Here is a 16,060-nt window from a genome sequence, read left to right on the forward strand (position 1 = left end):
GGTTTCTCCGGAAGGCGGTTCAATCGCTCAAGTATATATGAATTTTTTGGATGGCTGGGATTATTTCTTTGACATTGCGAAGCGCTGCCGCATCCCCCATTGTCGATGAATAATAAAGCGAAAATGCAACAACGATCGGCAGCAAGTTTACGGAATAACAAGCGAAATCCGCATTGGGTGTAACCCGGTGTGCGGCTTTGCGAGCGATATTCCGGGAGGCGCCGAGAAGAACAATAAAGGGAACGAGATGCAAAAGAAGTTCATGAGTGCGGCAGCGATGTTCTTCGCCTGTGCGATGGCTGGCACCAGCCTTGCGGCGGACAAGCTGGCGATCGGCACGGAAGGCGATTATGCGCCCTTCAACTATGTGACGGCGAGCGGCGAGGTCAAAGGGTTCGACTACGATATCGGCCAGGCGGTCTGCGCCGAGATCAAGATGGAATGCGTGTGGAGCACCAACGAGTGGTCCGGCATCATTCCCGCCCTTCAGGCAAAGAAGTTCGACGTGATGATCGCCTCGATGGCGATCAACGAGGACCGCAAGAAGGAAGTCGACTTCACCAAGCCCTACTACTTCAACGCCATGCGCTTCATCACCCGCAAGGACCTGGGCTTGGCGCAAGTTTCACCGGAGGCGCTGAAGGGCAAGGTGATCGGCACGCAGTCCGGCTCGGTGGCGGTCGAGGCGCTGCAGGAGTTCTTTCCCGACAGCGAGATAAAACTCTATCCAACGCTCAGCGAAGTGTTTCTCGACATGGCCAACGGCCGCCTCGACCTGATCCTCGAAGGGCAGATGGCGCTGACCGACTGGCTGGCCAAGGACGACAGCGGCTGCTGCGATTTCGTCGGCGACAGCTTCATTCTCGACACCGCCCAGGGCAACGCCATGGCGGTGCGCAAGGGCAACGAGGCGCTGCTTTCCAAGCTCAATTCCGGGCTGGAGGCGATCATGGCGAACGGCACCTACGAGAAGATCCGCAAACAGTATTTCGACTTCGACATCATGGCGCGGCCGAAGAGCACGACCGAATATTTCCGGTGAGGCGAGGGGCTAGAGCAGGATCGTTATTGGCTCATCGAAGCCCCTCATCCGGCCTGCCGGCCACCTTCTCCCCGCATGCGGGAGGAAGGGACATTGCGGCACCCGCTCGCAACCCCAACAGCCGCCAGCCCTCTCAGCTTTCTCTTCTGTCACGACAAGGTGACGGCGTCGCTGCCGCGCCCGCAACGTTCGCAACAGTGAATGAGTGCGCAAGGTGATGCGCGCGTGGCGGCCTCGTTCCCTCTCCCCGCCTGCGGGGAGAGGGTCAGGGTGTGTTGCACGCCTCTCACAAGGAATTCGCGTGTTGTGCGTTGCGCTCAGCGCAGGGCGCGGCAAGCGGTGGGCGCGGCGCCGGGGTGTTCGCGCTTCCCCGGCGCCCGTTTCCTCGATTTTCTCCCAGTCCCAACATGAAAGTGCATGCGATGAGCTTCAAGGTCGCCGTTCTCGAGTTCAACCAGGAAACCAACACGTTCTCGAAGCTGAAGACCGGCTTTAAAGATTTTCAGATGTGCCACTACTTCAAGGGCGCGGCGATCGAGGACAATTGCCGCGGCACCAATTCGGAAATCGGCGGCTTCATCGACTGTTGCGATCGTTATGGCTGGGAGTCGGTCTATACGGTGGCGGCGCGGGCGGAGCCCGGCGGAAGGGTCGACGAGGAAACGCGGCTGCGCTTCGTCGAAGATGTGACGGCGGCGCTCAACGGCGAAAAACTCGACGGCGTCTTCATCGTCTTTCACGGCGCCATGTGCACCGAAACGGCCGACGATGCGCAGATCCAGTTGTTAGAGACGGTCAGAGGCATCGTCGGGTCCGATCTGCCCATCGCTGCCACCTTCGACCTTCATGCCAATTCCGCGCCTGACATGGCCGCGCTGCTGGACATTGCCGTGTCGTTCCGCACCTATCCGCATGTCGACATGGCCGAGTGCGGCCACAAGGCCGGCGCGCTGCTGGAGGCGGCGATGCGCAGGGAGATCACGCCCGCCATCGCCATCCGCCAGCCGCCGATGATCAATGGCTGCAACGACGGCCGCACGACCCATGCCTGCGCCATGACCGAACTCCTGGAGATCGCCGATGCCATCGCTGAGGAGAATGGGATCCTTGCGACCTCCATCAATGCCGGCTTCTACGACGCCGACATCCACAACACCGGACCTTCTGCCGTGATCTGCTACGACAAGGCGCGGGTTGCCGACGCCGATGCCATTGCGCACGCCGAGCGGCTCTGCGACGAGATCTGGCGGCGGCGCGAGCATCAGGACCAGCAATTGCCGCTTGCCGCGCTGCCGGGCGCCATCGCGAAACATTTCGCGGCCAAGCGCGAGCCCGGGCCGCTGGTGATCGCCGATTTCTCCGACAATCCCGGCTGCGGCGCCTACAGCGATTCCACCTGCCTGCTCACAGGCCTGCTGCAGGCGGGTGTCGAAAACGCAGCCTTCGGGGCGATGTGCGACCCAGCTGTGGTGGCCGAACTGATCGAAGCCGGCCTCGGCGCCGAGCGGGAGGTGACGCTCGGCTGCAAGATCGACCCTGCGGTCGGCGGCGGGCCGATCCGGGTGAGGGGCACGGTGCAGGCGATCTCCGATGGCCGGATCATCTTCGAAGGGCCGATGTTCCAGGGCCTGCCGGCGTCGCTCGGCCCAAGCGTGCGCTTCCATGTCTCAGGCATCGACATCCTGATTTCGAGCGAGCGGCAGCAGCTGCTCGACCAGAACCTGTTTCGCGCCGTCGGCATCGAGCCCGCCCGCTACGACATCGTCGTCGTCAAGTCGCAGCAACATTTCCGCGCCGCCTTCGGCCCGATCGCGTCTGATATCATCGAGGTCGACGCCGATGGTCTGAGCACCGCCAATATCGGGGCACGGGCATTCAAACGCGTGCGCCGGCCGATCTATCCGCTGGATAGGGAGGCAGAGATTGTGGCGGCGCGCTAGACCGGGGCGAGTATTGTGATGGCGAGCAGGATGAAAAAGGCGACCATGGTGCCGACCACGAAAAGCGCCATTGTTCGCAGAAGCTCCGGCATCCCGTCAGACGCACCAGCTCCGTCTGCCGACAGGGAGGCGGGTTTCTCGGTAACATCGTGCCAACCGAGCCGTTCGAGCTGACGGCTTATCCTCTCGTGCTCGGCCGCATAGCCCCGGTAACACAGCCAGCCCGGACTAGTGAAATCATAGAATGTCTCGCCGAGGCCGCGAATTTTTGCAAGCAGCCTGGCCGCGCCTTTCCGCGTATATGAGCAGCTCTCATCGTCGGGAGAACGCGCCCAATGTCGTTCAACGAGCAAGCCGTAAAGCGCGTTGCACCCTTCCATTGTCAGGGCGAGGTTTCGGATCTCGGAACTTTGGCAGAGATCGTAATCGAGGCGTTCGTTGCGGCCTTGCAACATGTACTCCGGCAACGATTGATCGTCCTCAAACACGACATCGTCGGGGCCTATCGTCAGCGTGCCCCAACGCCAGTGGACCGGGATTGCCACGGCGGCGCTGGACCAGGCGCGATTATGATCGTTGAGCGGTCGCCGCCAATGAGGGCCTTGGGGCGCAAGGCGCACCCGACCGCGCGTACCAACCGGCAGCCGGACATTGTCGGCGGCGAACAGCCCGTAGTGCCCATAATGCAGAACGGCAACCCCGTGCCGCCGCCCGAAGTCCCTCCATCGCAGTGGTGTCCCGGTCACATCCACAGGCAGCAAATACCCTTCCGGATACACGTCATCTTCGAATGGCCACATGGCTATCGGCACCTCGGCAACCGGCCACTCCTGCGGCAGAAGATCCCACCGGTAACGAGAGGGAGTGCGTTCGTCCATTTAGCAACCAGGGCGTTAGTATTTTGATAAAAGGGGGCGGACAGCGAGCGGTGGCTTGCGACAATTTCAGCCTCGCCTCCTTCCTGCATCGAGCGGAAAAGTCATTGAGTTCGGCTGGAAGGGAGGGCAGCGCCGAGGCCTCGCTCAGCAAGCGCATTGATCTCGCCGCGTGATCCCGTCACCTTCGCTGCACGACGATCGCCAGCCGCGAATCGCCATCATCCCCCAGTCGGCACCCTCGCTCGCACCGCCCACAGTGAACGGTGACGACATTGCATCTGAACCGTGTTATCGTTTCAGCCCAATATAGACGGGGAAAACATGCCGCGCCCACTGTCCATTGGCGCATTTTCCCTCACGCCAAATTGGGTGCGTCCAGAGCGATGACTGGGTCGACTGCCGACGTGTCGATACCGAGATTGGTCAACTCTGGCGACGTGGATTGGTCGAATTCGATCTGCGCAAAACCGGCTACATCAATCGATTCTCGCCTCCCAAGACGACGCGACGATGAAGGCGGAGATCATGAAGCTTCTTGAAGAGGGCTAAAGCGCGTAGCAATCTCTAGGATTCGCTTGCCGCGCTCTAAGTTCTTGTTTTTACGCATGTCGTTATCGCAAAACCGCGGCGCACTTTTGCGCGACATGCGTTAGGCGCCGCCGCCGCTAACCAGAGATGAAGGCCATGACGGGGTTCGAGCATACCGCGTTAACCCGGTTGAGCCAGTTCTTCAGCCCGGCCGCTGCCGCGCATCCTGGCCTCTCCGGCTTTAGCCTCTTGAGCGAGGCGCGACATGCCTTCATCACGCGTCTGGCGCTGGCCGACCTGGCCGAGAAACATCTCGACATGCAGTATTATGTGTGGGACGGCGATACAACCGGCCGGATCATCGTCGACCGGGTGATGCGGGCGGCCGATCGCGGGGTCAGGGTGCGGCTCCTGGTCGACGATCCCTATTACAAGGCCAGTGATCAGGTCAAAGCTGCCCTCGACGCCCACCCCAACGTCGAAATCCGTCTGTTCAACCCGACCAAGAACCGGAGGTGGTCCAGGCTAGACTTCCTTGTCGACTTCCGCCGGGTCAACCGCCGCATGCACAACAAGCTGATGGTGGCCGACAATTCGGCGGCGATCGTTGGCGGCCGCAATATCGGCGACGACTACTATGGCGTGAACACCGTCGCCAATTTTCGCGATCTGGATGTGCTGGCGGTCGGGCCCGTTGTGGACGATCTGTCGGGGGTGTTCGACCGATACTGGAACAGCGCCTCGACGAGGCCGATCGCGACCATCGTCAAGCGCACCTATGGCGCCGCCGATCTCGACGCCATTCTGACCCGCTTGCGCCAGGAGATTGCCGCCGCCGAATACCCCTATCCGATCGACCAGGATCTCGGCGAGCTGGCGACCCGGAGCGCCGAGCTGCGCGACGGTCTCGTGTGGGCGCCAGGGCGGATCATCGCCGACGACCCGGAAGCAATCGCCAGCGGCAAGGCGGCCGACGACGTTACCGCCTTCATTCGCGGGCGGGTCACCGAGTTGAAGGAGGAACTGCTCGTCGAGGCGCCCTATTTCGCCTTGCCCGCCGGGGCGCAGGCGATCGTCAAGGCGCTGCACGAGCGCCATGTTCGGGTGCGCGTGCTGACCAACTCGCTCGCTTCGAACAACCAGATCGCCGCGCATTCGGTCTATGCCAAGACCCGCAGGCGCCTTCTCGAGAACGGCCTGGAGCTCTACGAACTGCGCGCGGACACCGACGCATTCCGGTCAGGCTGGTCGCACCATTCCGGGCGGTCGCGGGCGGCCTTGCACACCAAGGCCATGGTCTTCGACAACAAGGCCGTGTTCATCGGCAGTTTCAACCTCGACCCGCGATCCGCGGTAATCAACACGGAAGCCGGCCTGTATATCGAGAGTTCGGAGCTTGCCTCGAGGCTGACGGCCTATATGGCGACCGGCGTCGCGCCCGCCAACAGCTACCACGTCTTCCTTGATCCTAATGGCGCGATCGTCTGGAAGACGGTGCGGGACGGCGAGATCGTCAGCTACGGCGACGAGCCCGAAACGGGATTCCGCCGGCGGCTCATCGCCGACCTCGTGAAACTCCTGCCGATCGACTCGCAAGTTTGACGCCGATCGCTTTGCGACCGGCGTGCAGCCTGACGTCCCGGCATTGCTGGGCCGTAAACGGCGCGACGACGTGAGCGCGCGCTGAAGCATGGAAGAATCTCCGCAGACGCGCCTCTTAGAGCAGTTGCGTGCCTGTTGGCGCGACGACGGTCCCCGTAAGTACCCATTGGTATCCGCTCACACAGTTGCCAATCGCGCCTCATGCGTCGCCGCCGCTATTTCAGCATGACGACGGCTTCGACCTCGAAGAGCATGGGGTCGATGGCAAGCTTGGGGACGGGGATCAGCGTCTGCGCCGGCAGGGACGCGCCGAACATTTCCTTGACGTTTTTGGTCAGGACCTCGAGCTTGGACATGTCGTGATCGACCACGAAGACCGTGAGTTTGGCGACCTGATCCGGTTTGGCGCCGAGCGCATCGAGGGCGGTGCGCAGATTTGCGTAGGCCTGCCTGACCTGGACGGCAAAGTCGGGCGACAGGGCGCCGGTGCTGTCCTGGCCGCCCTGTCCGGAGATGTAGGCAACCCGGCCTTCACGGGGCACGATCACCGCCGTGCTGTAGCCGTTCGGCGTCGGGTCGTAGAGGTTTTGCGGATTGACGATGGTCAGCTTGAGATCATTCTCATTCGCTGTCGTCGCAGTGGGAACTGCCATGCTCATGATGATTAGCCCTCCGATAAGCAGATGCTTGCTGTCGCGTGACATGATTTTCTCTTGGCTCCGAGAGGACCGTGAGCAACCGACGCTCACGGCCTGCAGGATTGAACTTGAACGCATTGCCGATGCGATTGACTCGTACGTTGTACGATTAAATTGCATCGTACAACGTACGCGTCAATTGGTCAGGATCGACATTCGGCGGATTGTCGGCTTAAAACGACGCTCTGATCAGCAAGGAAAAACGATGGCAGCCAAACGCAGCGGCACTCAGAGCAAACGGCCTCAGCGGAAGGCTGCGTCACTCCAGCCTGTGCAGGAGCCACGCAGTGAAGCGCCGCTCTCCCTGGAACGGATCGTGGCGACCGCGGTAGACCTGCTTGATGCCGAAGGGGTCGACGGATTGAAGATGCGTCGGCTGGCCGATCGCCTCGGCGCCGGCGCGATGAGCCTCTATTGGCATGTCGGCAACAAGGACGAGGTCTTTGATCTGGCGCTCGACGCGGTGCTCGAATATCGCGGGCCGTCGCATAGGGTCGAGGCTCAAGACTGGCGCGGGGACGTCGTTCATATGCTCGAAGACTGGCGCGCCGTCATGCTGCGCCATCCCTGGTCGGCATCGCTATTGCCGCGCCGGGCGCTCGGCCCGAACATGCTCAATCGCCTGGAACTCCTGAGCAGGACCCTGTCGGGAGCCGGTGTTTCGGACGCGGACTTGAACGTCGCGATATGGTCGCTCTGGAACTATGTGATGGGCGCTACCATCACTCGGGCGAGCTTCGACCTCTCGGACGAGGACAGGGCCGCCGGGCAGCAGCGCCTTGCAGGTCTCAGCGAACACTACCCGACGATTGAACGCTCTCGTCTGCTATTGGATAACGACTGGGACGGTGCTTTCAGGAAAGGCCTCGACTTCCTGCTCGATGGCCTCGGCCCGAGACGATGAGCGCGCGACGACACGGTTTCCCGCAACACCGCTGCACGCTTTTGCGCGACATGCATTGATACACGTCGCGATCTTTCAGATTCGCCTTCTGCGCTTTAAGCCCTTGTTTTTACGCATTTCCTGACGGGAAATCGTTTCGCCCTTCCTGGGAGCCGCTAACGGGCCACGGGACAATGGCGGCGTGGGTGACCGAGGCGCGGCAACAGGAACCATACCGGTTGCGCTCAACCGGTAATTCCGATCGTCCTGCGCAGGCCGAAGAAGCGACACGGAGTTGGTCGAGATTTTTTCGGCTTGGCGAATGCGAATTGTCGGAACCGATTGATCTCGCCCGTCCTTGGGTCGGACCAGCGTGAGGAAGAAGCAATGAGAGAGTTGATCCTGAAGATGTCCGTGTCGCTCGATGGCTTTGTCGGCGGGCCCGAGGGCGAAATCGAATGGGTGTTCAGCGGCGATCAAGAGGCCATTGCCTGGTCGGTGGAGACGGTGGGGAACGCCAGCCTACACATCATGGGCAGCCGCACCTTTAAGGACATGGCGGCATTTTGGCCGACCTCCACACAGGTATTCGCGCCGCCGATGAACCGGATTCCGAAGGCCGTCTTCTCAAAACAAGGGCCGGCGGTCCTGAAAGCGGCTGAAGCGACCAGGGCGCTCGAAGATGCCCGGACCGACGCGGGAAGCACGCATTCGGGGAAGCTGCAGCCCGGCGCGGACAGTTGGAGTGAGGCCTATGTGGCGAGCGGCGATCTGGCCGACGAGATCGCCAGGTTGAAGTCCCGGGACGGCAAGCCGATCCTCGCCCACGGCGGCGCCGCCTTCGCGCGCAGTCTCATCGCGAAAGGTCTGGTCGATCAATACGCCCTGCTGGTGCATCCGGTGGTGCTCGGCAGGGGTTTGCCGATCTTCTCTGACGTCGCCCCGCCAAAGCGCCTCAAGCTGATCAGCTCAACAGCGTTTCCGGGGGGCTCGGTGGCGCAGATTTATCGGCCGGCGTGACCACGTCCGAGCATGCGATCCACAACTCCTACTGCATGTTTTTATCCTTAGATCCTATTCGATTTAAGGACAAAAACATGCAGCAATTCAAAGTGCTACAGCGACCTAAGACGCGCGGCGCTGTAGAACGTTTCCGATTTAGACGAAAACGCTCTATCTCTCTGTTTTTTAGCATTTCCTGACGGAAAGCCGCTTCGCGCTTTTCCTGGAAATGCTCTTAGTGCAGATGCCCCAGCTTGTCGGGATTGCGCACGATGTAGATCGCCACGACCTTACCGTCCTCGATCTCTAGTGCTGTCGACTGCAGTTCGCCGTCGGCTTCGCGAGTGACGAAGCCGGGCAGGCCGTTGATGAAGCCGGAGCGCACGAGCGTCGAGATCTGCGTGCGGAAGGCGACCGCCAGTTTTTCGTGCACGCCGAGAACCGCCTCGAAGCCGAGGATGGGGCGCATCGCTGCGGGGCGCTTGCCGCCGCCGTCGGCGTGGATGCTGACATCGGAGGCGAGCATGGCGCCGAGCGTCTTCAGGTCGCCGCTGCGCGAGGCGGTGAAGAAGGCTTCGGCAAGTTCGACGCCGCGCGCCTGCTCGACATGGAAGCGGGGCCGCGCCTCGCGGACATGGGTGCGGGCGCGGGCGGCGAGCTGGCGGCAGGCGGCCGGGTCGCGCTCGATCGTCGCGGCGACTTCCTCGAAGCTGAGGCCGAAGACGTCGTGCAGCAGGAAGGCGGCGCGCTCGAGCGGCGACAGGCGCTCCAGAGCGAGCATCAGGGGCAGGGTGACGTCCTCTTCCGGTTCCTCCTCGACGACGGGGTCGGGAAGCCAGGGGCCGACATAAGTCTCGCGCTGGCGCCGCGCCGACTTCAGCTGGTCGAGACAGAGCCGGGTGACGGTGCTTCGCAGGAACGCTTCGGGCTCGCGCACCGCGGAGCGGTCGGCCCCCATCCAGCGGATGAAGGCCTCCTGCACTATGTCCTCGGCGTCGGCGACCGAGCCGAGCATGCGATAGGCAACGCGCATGAGTTTCGGACGCAGCGGGTCGAAACCGGCCGCTGCGTCGAGCTGGGCGTTGCCCGTCATCAGGCGGCGACCTCGGCGACTGCCTTTGCCGCTGCCGGCTCGATCCAGAGGCCGAAGCCGACGGCCAGGCGGTTCCAGCCGTTGATGACGTTGATCATGAGCGTGAGCTTCACCTGCTCCTCCTCGGTGAAATGGTTCTGCAGAGCCTGACGAGCGCTTTCGTGGGTATGGCCCTCCGACAGGCGAGTGAGCGCCTCGGTCCAGCCTAGCGCGGCGCGCTCGCGTTCGGAATAGCAGGGGGCTTCGCGCCAGGCCGACAGCAGGTAGATACGCTGCTCGGTCTCGCCCTTGGCGCGCGCTTCCTGGGTGTGCATGTTGATGCAGTTGGCGCAGCCGTTGATCTGGGATGCGCGGATCTTGACGAGTTCGATGAGATCAGACTCGAGGCTGGCGGCGACGGACATAGAGACGCTGGTCCAGCTCTTCATCAGTTGCGGAGCGGCGGCGAAAAGGTCGATCTTGGCAGTCATGGTTCCGTTTCCTTTCGTTGGTTCCGACTACATGACGAGCCAGGATTGGCCCCTGTGACATCGACGCAGATTTTTTCGCGAATTTTTTCTGGCAGGCCCGCAGGCGGGGTGCGTGCTGCACCTTTGAAGGGTGGTGAGCAGATGGTTGCGCTTGAGCCTTGCCGCCATCTTCGCCGCGGCCAAGCTGGAAACGTGTTTGCCTGTCTATGGGCGTGACGTGTTTCCCGCACGTCGAAGAGACCTGCGGCGAGAGCCCACGGTCTCACCCGATGGCTGCGGGATAGGGTCGTCGCCGATCGCAAGCGGTACCGTTATTTCGCGGGCTGACGGCGTTCCAGAATGGATTGGAACAGATCGGCCTGGCGCTCGGCGGCAAGGCGAATGCGCTTCAATTGGCCGAGCATCGAGCCGAAGGCGGCAAGGGCGATGCCGATGCCGATGCCCGGAAGCGCCCATTGCATCGCCCACATCACCGCCGGTGCGCCGAAGGACGGCAGGGTTACGGCAACGGCCGCGCCAGCCGATACCAGGATGACCAGAGCGCCGGCCACTTTCAGCAAAGTATCCATCACAATTCTCCATCCGTTTGGGGCGCACGATTTCGCGGCTTGCCGGTGCTGTCAAGGGTGTGTCAGCCGGCGGCCCTGTCACACCCCTGTAAAACACCGGCTCTAAGGCTCGGCGCCATCTTGAACCGAGGATATGCCGATGAAATCGTTTGTTTCCGTCGTTGCCGGCGCGCTTGTCGCTTCGCTGCTTTCCACCGCCGCCTTTGCCGAGAGCCTGGTGCTTTACACCAGCCAGCCGAACGAGGATGCGCAGGCGACGGTCGACGCCTTCAAGGCGGCCAATCCCAGTGTCGAGGTGGAGTGGGTGCGCGAAGGCACGACGAAGCTGATGGCCAAGCTGATGGCCGAGATCGAGGCCGGCAACCCGGTTGCCGACGTGCTTCTGATCGCCGACACCGTGACGATGCAGCGCCTGAAGGAAGCCGGCCAGCTGCTCGCCTACAAGTCGCCGGAAGCGGCCAACTACGACGCGGCGCTCTATGACGCCGACGGCGCCTATTACTCCACCAAGATGATCACCACCGGCATCATCTACAACACCTCGGCCTCGACGAAGCCTCAGGGTTGGCAGGATCTGGCGAAGGCCGACGCCAAAGGCCTGGTGACGATGCCGAGCCCGCTGACCTCGGGTGCGGCCCTCATCCACGCCCAGACGCTTGCCGGCATCGACGGCCTCGGCTGGGATTATTACAAGGCGCTGGCCGAAAACGGTGCCACGGCTGCCGGCGGCAATGGCGGCGTGCTGAAGGCGGTCGCCACCGGCGAGAAGGCCTACGGCATGATCGTCGACTTCATGGCGATCCGCGAGAAGGCCAAGGGCGCGCCGGTCGAGTTCGTCTTCCCGGCCGAGGGCGTTTCCGCCGTCACCGAGCCGGTCGGCATCCTGAAGACCGCCAAGAACCCTGACGCCGCCAAAAAATTCGTCGACTTCCTGATCTCGGTGGAGGGCCAGAAGACGGCGGTGAAGATGGGCTATATCCCGGCACGCAACGGCGTGGCGCTGCCCGAAGGTTATCCGGCGCGCGAGACGATCAAGGTTCTGCCGATCAATGCTGCTTCGGCCGTGAAGAATTCCGACGCCGACCTCAAGACCTTCTCCGGCATCTTCGGTACGAACTGATCGCCTGAATGTCCGAACAGGGTGAAACCATGCGCAGCCGGCACCGCTGGCTGCGCTTTCCCATTGCGGGGCTGCAGCGTCCGGGGCGGGTGAGGTCAAGCGAGCCAGGGTCGGGTCGCGCGAGACCGGGTGCTTCGCCCGCCGGCGAGCCGCGCTGGCTGGTGCCCTTCGTGCTCGCCTGCCTTTTCTTCCTCTGCGCGCTGCCGCTCATCAGCCTCGCCAAAGCCGGCTTTGCGGGAGTGATCAATGGCAATTCCATCGCTGTCTTGACCGAGCCTGCGACCTATGCGGCCATCCGCAACACTCTGGTGACGGCGACAGGCGGCATGCTGATCTCGCTTGTGATCGGCGCGCTCTTTGCCTTTGCCGTGGCGCTCACCGATGTCAGGGGCAAACTGTTTTTGAGTTTTGCCTTCATGTTGCCGATGATGATCCCGCCGCAGGTGACGGCCCTTGCCTGGGTGGAGATGACCGGGCCGGCAAGCCCGCTCCTGAAAACGCTGGGGATCGCACCGCCGCTCGGCAGCCCGCAGCCGCTCTATTCGCTGTTTGGCATCTCTCTGCTTCTCGGGGTGCAGCACGCGCCGCTGGTGTTCCTGGCGCTGAAGGCGGGGCTGGCTGCGTCGCCGCGCGACGGGGTGGAGGCGGCAAGACTTTCCGGCGCGTCGCCGTTTCGCGTCTTTCTCGATATCGTTGCGCCACTGGCCGCCCCCGGGCTGATCGCCGGTGCCGCAATCGCCTTCGTCTCCGGCGTCGGCAATTTCGGCATTCCGGCGATCCTCGGCATTCCCGCCGGGATTTCGGTGCTGCCGACGCTGATCTACACGCGGCTCGCGAGCTTCGGCACCGGCACCTTCGGCGAGATCGCGCTGCTCTCCAGCCTGATCGCTGTGATCGCGGCCGCCGGGCTGATCCTTCAACAGCGCGCGCTGGCGGGCAGGGACTACCGCATCATCGGCCTTTCCGGCGCCAGCGCCGCCTTTTCGCTCGGGCGCTTTCGTGTGGCTGTCGAACTGGCGCTTTCGGCGATCCTGTTTCTGGTGTTGGTAGCGCCGCTGGCGGCGCTGATCGCCAGCTCGCTGGTTCCGGCCTATGGCGTGCCGCTCAACCTTCAGACCGTCTCGCTGCGCGCCTATGAAGAAATTCTCTTTCGCCAGACGATGACGCTGAGCGCCTTTGGCAATTCGCTGTTCCTGGCGAGCACGGCGGCGCTCGGGCTGCTCGTCGTCGCGGTGCCGGCCGCCTATCTCATGAACCGGCGCAAGGGTGCGCTTTCAAGCACGATCGGCATCCTGATCGAGATTCCCTATGCGCTGCCCGGCATTGTTTTGGCGGTTGCTTTCATCCTCACCTTTGCAGCGCCGCTGCCGATCCTCAAGGTATCGCTCTACGGCACCATCTGGATCATCCTGATTGCGTATTTCTCCTCGTTCCTTGCCGTCAGCCTGAAGCCGGTTATGAGCGCCTTCCTGCAGATGGACCCATCGCTGGAGGAGGCGGCGCGGCTGTCGGGCGCCGGTTTCTTCCGACGCATGCGCGACGTCATCCTGCCGCTGGTGGCGCCGGCGGCGGGCGCTTCGATCATCCTCGTCTTTCTGATAGCCGCCAATGAGCTGACGGTTTCAGCCCTGCTGTGGTCGGCGGGTACGCAGACGCTGGGGGTGGCGATCTTCAACCTCGACGACAGCGGCTCATCCGATCTGGCGTCGGCGCTCTCGGTGCTGGTCGTCATCATGGTGATGGTACTGATGGCGGCGCTCGAGGCCCTTGCAAACTATCTACCGGAAGGCGTGCTGCCGTGGCGCAACTGATCCTCAATCACCTGACCAAGGATTTCGGCGGCGGTCGTCCTGCCGTCTCCGACGTGTCGCTGACGGTGCGCGAAGGCGGGTTTCTGGCGCTGCTTGGGCCATCTGGCTGCGGCAAGACCACGGTGCTGCGCATGATCGCCGGCTTCGAGCAGCCGACCGACGGCTCGATCGACTATGGCGAGCGCCGGCTATCGGATGCCTCGCGGGCGCTGCCGCCGGAAAAGCGCAACATGGCGATGGTGTTCCAGTCCTATGCGCTCTGGCCGCATATGACCGTGGCTGAAAATGTCGGCTATCCCCTGAAGGTGCGCGGCATTTCCGGCGAGACCTGGCGCAGCCGCGTCGGCGAGGCGCTGGCGCTGGTAAAACTCACCGATTATGCCGAGCGCCGACCTGCGGCCCTTTCCGGCGGACAGCGGCAGCGGGTGGCGCTGGCGCGCTGCCTGGTGACGTCGCCCGATGTGGTGCTGCTCGACGAGCCGCTCGCCAATCTCGACCAGCACCTGCGTAAATCGATGGAGGAGACCTTCCGCATCTTCCATGAGCGCTCCGGCGCAACGATGGTCTATGTGACGCACGACCAGTCGGAAGCGATGGCGCTGGCGACCGATGTTGCCGTGATGTCGGAGGGGCGGCTGGTGCAACTGGCGCCGCCGGCGGAAATCTATACCCGCCCGGAAGGCAGTGTTGTCGGCGGGCTGATCGGCCGCGGCTCGATCCTCAGGCTACCACTACCAGAGGGCGCGCCGAGGGCGCTGGAGTGGCCGATGCTCCGCCAGGCGATCGGCTCCACCGACAGCGGCCTTCGTCGCGACGTGCTGGTGCGGCCCGAGCATGTGCGGCTCACCGCCGACGGCATCGCGCTCGAGGTCAAGGCTTGCGTCTACGAGGGCGAACGCTTTGCGCTGACGCTGGCGCTGCCGGACGGGCAGGCACTGAAGGCCTATGGCGGCACGGCCATTCCTGTTGGACAGAAAGCGACCTTCGCGATTGCCAGCAGCTGGCGGCTTTGAGGGCATAGGATAAGCGCCGATCGCGACCGACGGTCGGCAGCATCTGCGCCGGGTCGACAGGCAGGCAGAAACATCAATCGCAACGCGGTCTGTCGAGCTCCACCTTGAACTGTCTTGGTCCGACCAGCCCCGGCTCTGCCGGCAGGCCGACGATGTGGGCGATGACGGTGCATTTGCCGGCGACCACCGTATAGCGGTCGCGCCCCTGGCTGATGATCTTGTCGATCGGATATTTCGGCACTGCTGCGGCAACGGCGCTGATGATCGCGGTCAGTTCGTTGGCGCGCTGATAGTTCGGCGCAAGGGCGGCATGGGAAGCGCCGGCGCCGAGAAGCGCGACAGCCGAAAGGGCCAGGGCTCTGATCTGCATGCGCGGCTCCTGTTTGCAGCAGCAGTCCACGGAGCCCGGCGGTGTTCAAGTCGGGTTACCTTTGCGCCTGGCGACTTTGACGCAGTCGGCTTGCGCAACCGCGGCTCGAAATAAACTATATAGTTAAATAAAACTGGTTGCTCAAAACAACTGGTATGGCATAGTGGCTGCATCACGACGGGGCGGCAATCATGCCGTGCGAGCCGATGGGAGGAAGCGATGAAACTTTATCAGGGCATGGGACCGAATTCGTACCGGGTGCGTATCTTCATGGCGGAGAAGGGCATCGAATTGCCGATGGTGGACGTCGATTTCGCCAAGGCGGAGCACAGGGGGCCCGAGTTCCTCGCGCTCAATTCGCTTGGCCAGATCCCGGTGCTGGAACTGGATGACGGCACCGTCATCACCGAGAGCGTCGCCATCTGCCGCTATCTCGAGGAGACGCACCGCGAACCGCAGCTTTTCGGCAGCGACGCCGTCAGCGGTGCCAAAGTGGAAATGTGGAACCGGCGGGCCGAGCTGGTGATTTTTGGCACCATCGGCAATGTCGCGCTGCATTCCGATGCTTTCTTCAAGGACCGCCTGAGGCAGTTTCCCGCCTTCGCCGAGACCGAGCGGCAGGCGGTGCCGAGGAAATGGGGTTGGCTCGACCGGGAGCTTGCCGATGGCCGGCCGTTCCTTGCCGGCGACAAGTTCTCGATCGCGGACATCACCGCCGGCGTCTGCGCCTGGCTTGGCGACGTCTTCGGCATGGAGGTGCCGGGAGATCTCAGGAATGTCCAGCGCTGGCTGGAAAGGGTGCGGGCGCGGCCGAGCTTTGAGGCTTAGACCGCCCGTCGAGGGACGGGGTTATCGCGGTGATCCGCCCCTCATCCCCCTGCCGGGACCTTCTCCCCGCTGGCGGGGAGAAGGGACTTTGCGGCACCCGCCGAGACGCATTCCGCAAGAGGGATGGAATTGGACGTGCGGAGAATTGGAGGGGGCCGCACGCTCGGTTCTCCCTCTCCCCGCACGCGGGGAGAGGGCTGGGGTGAGGGGCAA

Annotated in this window: 15 protein-coding genes; 9 read left to right on the forward strand and 6 right to left on the reverse strand. The window is 63.0% G+C overall.

Annotated elements, in window-relative coordinates; all coding sequences use genetic code 11:
* Window positions 1–247: 247 nt before the first annotated feature.
* Both ASD02_RS14310 and ASD02_RS14315 read left to right on the forward strand, forming a co-directional pair.
* Window positions 248–1,042 (forward strand): transporter substrate-binding domain-containing protein, encoded by a 795-nt coding sequence (locus ASD02_RS14310; protein WP_244494219.1) that lies wholly within the window; start codon window positions 248–250, stop codon window positions 1,040–1,042.
* 422 nt (window positions 1,043–1,464) lie between these two features.
* Complete coding sequence (locus ASD02_RS14315) at window positions 1,465–2,982, forward strand: M81 family metallopeptidase (RefSeq protein ID WP_025427537.1); 1,518 nt, start codon at window positions 1,465–1,467, stop codon at window positions 2,980–2,982.
* Here ASD02_RS14315 and ASD02_RS14320 read toward each other — a convergent pair.
* On the reverse strand, window positions 2,979–3,860 hold the full coding sequence (locus tag ASD02_RS14320; protein ID WP_057220789.1) for a hypothetical protein: 882 nt from the start codon (window positions 3,858–3,860) through the stop codon (window positions 2,979–2,981). The two genes, ASD02_RS14315 and ASD02_RS14320, sit on opposite strands and share 4 nt — an antisense overlap.
* Window positions 3,861–4,544: 684 nt before the next feature.
* On the opposite strand from ASD02_RS14320, the gene ASD02_RS14325 reads away from it, so the two are divergent.
* Window positions 4,545–5,990 (forward strand): phospholipase D family protein, encoded by a 1,446-nt coding sequence (locus ASD02_RS14325; RefSeq protein ID WP_158268924.1) that lies wholly within the window; start codon window positions 4,545–4,547, stop codon window positions 5,988–5,990.
* Between the two features lie 215 nt (window positions 5,991–6,205).
* Here ASD02_RS14325 and ASD02_RS14330 read toward each other — a convergent pair whose 3' ends face one another.
* Window positions 6,206–6,694: a RidA family protein gene (locus tag ASD02_RS14330; protein ID WP_025427534.1), complete on the reverse strand. Its 489-nt coding sequence runs from the start codon at window positions 6,692–6,694 to the stop codon at window positions 6,206–6,208.
* Between the two features lie 199 nt (window positions 6,695–6,893).
* Between ASD02_RS14330 and ASD02_RS14335 the strand changes: the two genes are divergently transcribed.
* Together ASD02_RS14335 and ASD02_RS14340 are read left to right on the forward strand one after the other, a co-directional pair.
* Window positions 6,894–7,592 (forward strand): TetR/AcrR family transcriptional regulator C-terminal domain-containing protein, encoded by a 699-nt coding sequence (locus tag ASD02_RS14335; protein ID WP_025427533.1) that lies wholly within the window; start codon window positions 6,894–6,896, stop codon window positions 7,590–7,592.
* Window positions 7,593–7,958: 366 nt separating this feature from the next.
* Window positions 7,959–8,591 (forward strand): dihydrofolate reductase family protein, encoded by a 633-nt coding sequence (locus ASD02_RS14340; protein ID WP_025427532.1) that lies wholly within the window; start codon window positions 7,959–7,961, stop codon window positions 8,589–8,591.
* 217 nt (window positions 8,592–8,808) lie between these two features.
* On the opposite strand, the gene ASD02_RS14345 is transcribed toward ASD02_RS14340, so the two are convergent.
* The 3 genes from ASD02_RS14345 to ASD02_RS14355 form a co-directional block, all read right to left on the reverse strand.
* Window positions 8,809–9,666 carry a sigma-70 family RNA polymerase sigma factor gene (locus ASD02_RS14345; RefSeq protein WP_025427531.1) on the reverse strand — a complete coding sequence of 286 codons (858 nt, stop codon included), beginning with the start codon at window positions 9,664–9,666 and terminating at the stop codon, window positions 8,809–8,811.
* Window positions 9,666–10,136, reverse strand: coding sequence for a carboxymuconolactone decarboxylase family protein (locus tag ASD02_RS14350; protein WP_025427530.1), 471 nt, complete (start codon window positions 10,134–10,136; stop codon window positions 9,666–9,668). Before ASD02_RS14350 ends, ASD02_RS14345 begins: the two co-directional genes overlap by 1 nt.
* A gap of 311 nt (window positions 10,137–10,447) precedes the next feature.
* The gene (locus ASD02_RS14355; RefSeq protein ID WP_057220790.1) at window positions 10,448–10,705 is read right to left on the reverse strand and encodes a hypothetical protein; all 258 of its coding nucleotides are present in this window, start codon (window positions 10,703–10,705) and stop codon (window positions 10,448–10,450) included.
* Between the two features lie 139 nt (window positions 10,706–10,844).
* Between ASD02_RS14355 and ASD02_RS14360 the strand changes: the two genes are divergently transcribed.
* From ASD02_RS14360 to ASD02_RS14370, 3 genes are read left to right on the forward strand one after another with little or no spacing between them, the layout of a single operon-like run.
* Complete coding sequence (locus ASD02_RS14360) at window positions 10,845–11,825, forward strand: ABC transporter substrate-binding protein (protein ID WP_025427528.1); 981 nt, start codon at window positions 10,845–10,847, stop codon at window positions 11,823–11,825.
* Window positions 11,826–11,833: 8 nt separating this feature from the next.
* Entirely contained in the window at window positions 11,834–13,636 is a 1,803-nt protein-coding gene (locus ASD02_RS14365; protein WP_025427527.1) for an iron ABC transporter permease, read from the forward strand.
* Complete coding sequence (locus ASD02_RS14370) at window positions 13,624–14,649, forward strand: ABC transporter ATP-binding protein (RefSeq protein ID WP_025427526.1); 1,026 nt, start codon at window positions 13,624–13,626, stop codon at window positions 14,647–14,649. The genes ASD02_RS14365 and ASD02_RS14370 overlap by 13 nt, the downstream gene beginning before the upstream one ends.
* Window positions 14,650–14,722: 73 nt before the next feature.
* On the opposite strand, the gene ASD02_RS14375 is transcribed toward ASD02_RS14370, so the two are convergent.
* On the reverse strand, window positions 14,723–15,019 hold the full coding sequence (locus ASD02_RS14375; RefSeq protein WP_025427525.1) for a hypothetical protein: 297 nt from the start codon (window positions 15,017–15,019) through the stop codon (window positions 14,723–14,725).
* Between the two features lie 219 nt (window positions 15,020–15,238).
* On the opposite strand from ASD02_RS14375, the gene ASD02_RS14380 reads away from it, so the two are divergent.
* Window positions 15,239–15,847, forward strand: a complete 609-nt coding sequence (locus ASD02_RS14380) for a glutathione S-transferase family protein (protein WP_057206215.1) — start codon at window positions 15,239–15,241, stop codon at window positions 15,845–15,847.
* Window positions 15,848–16,060: the final 213 nt, after the last annotated feature.

Origin of the sequence: Ensifer sp. Root1252 (assembly GCF_001425885.1) — a bacterium.
In the GTDB taxonomy this organism is placed as follows: domain Bacteria; phylum Pseudomonadota; class Alphaproteobacteria; order Rhizobiales; family Rhizobiaceae; genus Ensifer; species Ensifer canadensis.

What these genes read in the sequence shown, in the direction of transcription:
- ASD02_RS14315 (WP_025427537.1), top strand. Translation starts at nt 1,465, where the DNA reads ATGAGCTTCAAGGTCGCCGTTCTCGAGTTCAACCAGGAAACCAACACG.
- ASD02_RS14350 (WP_025427530.1), bottom strand. Translation starts at nt 10,136, where the DNA reads ATGACTGCCAAGATCGACCTTTTCGCCGCCGCTCCGCAACTGATGAAG.
- ASD02_RS14310 (WP_244494219.1), top strand. Translation starts at nt 248, where the DNA reads ATGCAAAAGAAGTTCATGAGTGCGGCAGCGATGTTCTTCGCCTGTGCG.
- ASD02_RS14380 (WP_057206215.1), top strand. Translation starts at nt 15,239, where the DNA reads ATGAAACTTTATCAGGGCATGGGACCGAATTCGTACCGGGTGCGTATC.
- ASD02_RS14360 (WP_025427528.1), top strand. Translation starts at nt 10,845, where the DNA reads ATGAAATCGTTTGTTTCCGTCGTTGCCGGCGCGCTTGTCGCTTCGCTG.
- ASD02_RS14330 (WP_025427534.1), bottom strand. Translation starts at nt 6,694, where the DNA reads ATGTCACGCGACAGCAAGCATCTGCTTATCGGAGGGCTAATCATCATG.
- ASD02_RS14345 (WP_025427531.1), bottom strand. Translation starts at nt 9,666, where the DNA reads ATGACGGGCAACGCCCAGCTCGACGCAGCGGCCGGTTTCGACCCGCTG.
- ASD02_RS14325 (WP_158268924.1), top strand. Translation starts at nt 4,545, where the DNA reads ATGACGGGGTTCGAGCATACCGCGTTAACCCGGTTGAGCCAGTTCTTC.
- ASD02_RS14320 (WP_057220789.1), bottom strand. Translation starts at nt 3,860, where the DNA reads ATGGACGAACGCACTCCCTCTCGTTACCGGTGGGATCTTCTGCCGCAG.
- ASD02_RS14375 (WP_025427525.1), bottom strand. Translation starts at nt 15,019, where the DNA reads ATGCAGATCAGAGCCCTGGCCCTTTCGGCTGTCGCGCTTCTCGGCGCC.
- ASD02_RS14355 (WP_057220790.1), bottom strand. Translation starts at nt 10,705, where the DNA reads ATGGATACTTTGCTGAAAGTGGCCGGCGCTCTGGTCATCCTGGTATCG.
- ASD02_RS14340 (WP_025427532.1), top strand. Translation starts at nt 7,959, where the DNA reads ATGAGAGAGTTGATCCTGAAGATGTCCGTGTCGCTCGATGGCTTTGTC.
- ASD02_RS14335 (WP_025427533.1), top strand. Translation starts at nt 6,894, where the DNA reads ATGGCAGCCAAACGCAGCGGCACTCAGAGCAAACGGCCTCAGCGGAAG.
- ASD02_RS14365 (WP_025427527.1), top strand. Translation starts at nt 11,834, where the DNA reads ATGTCCGAACAGGGTGAAACCATGCGCAGCCGGCACCGCTGGCTGCGC.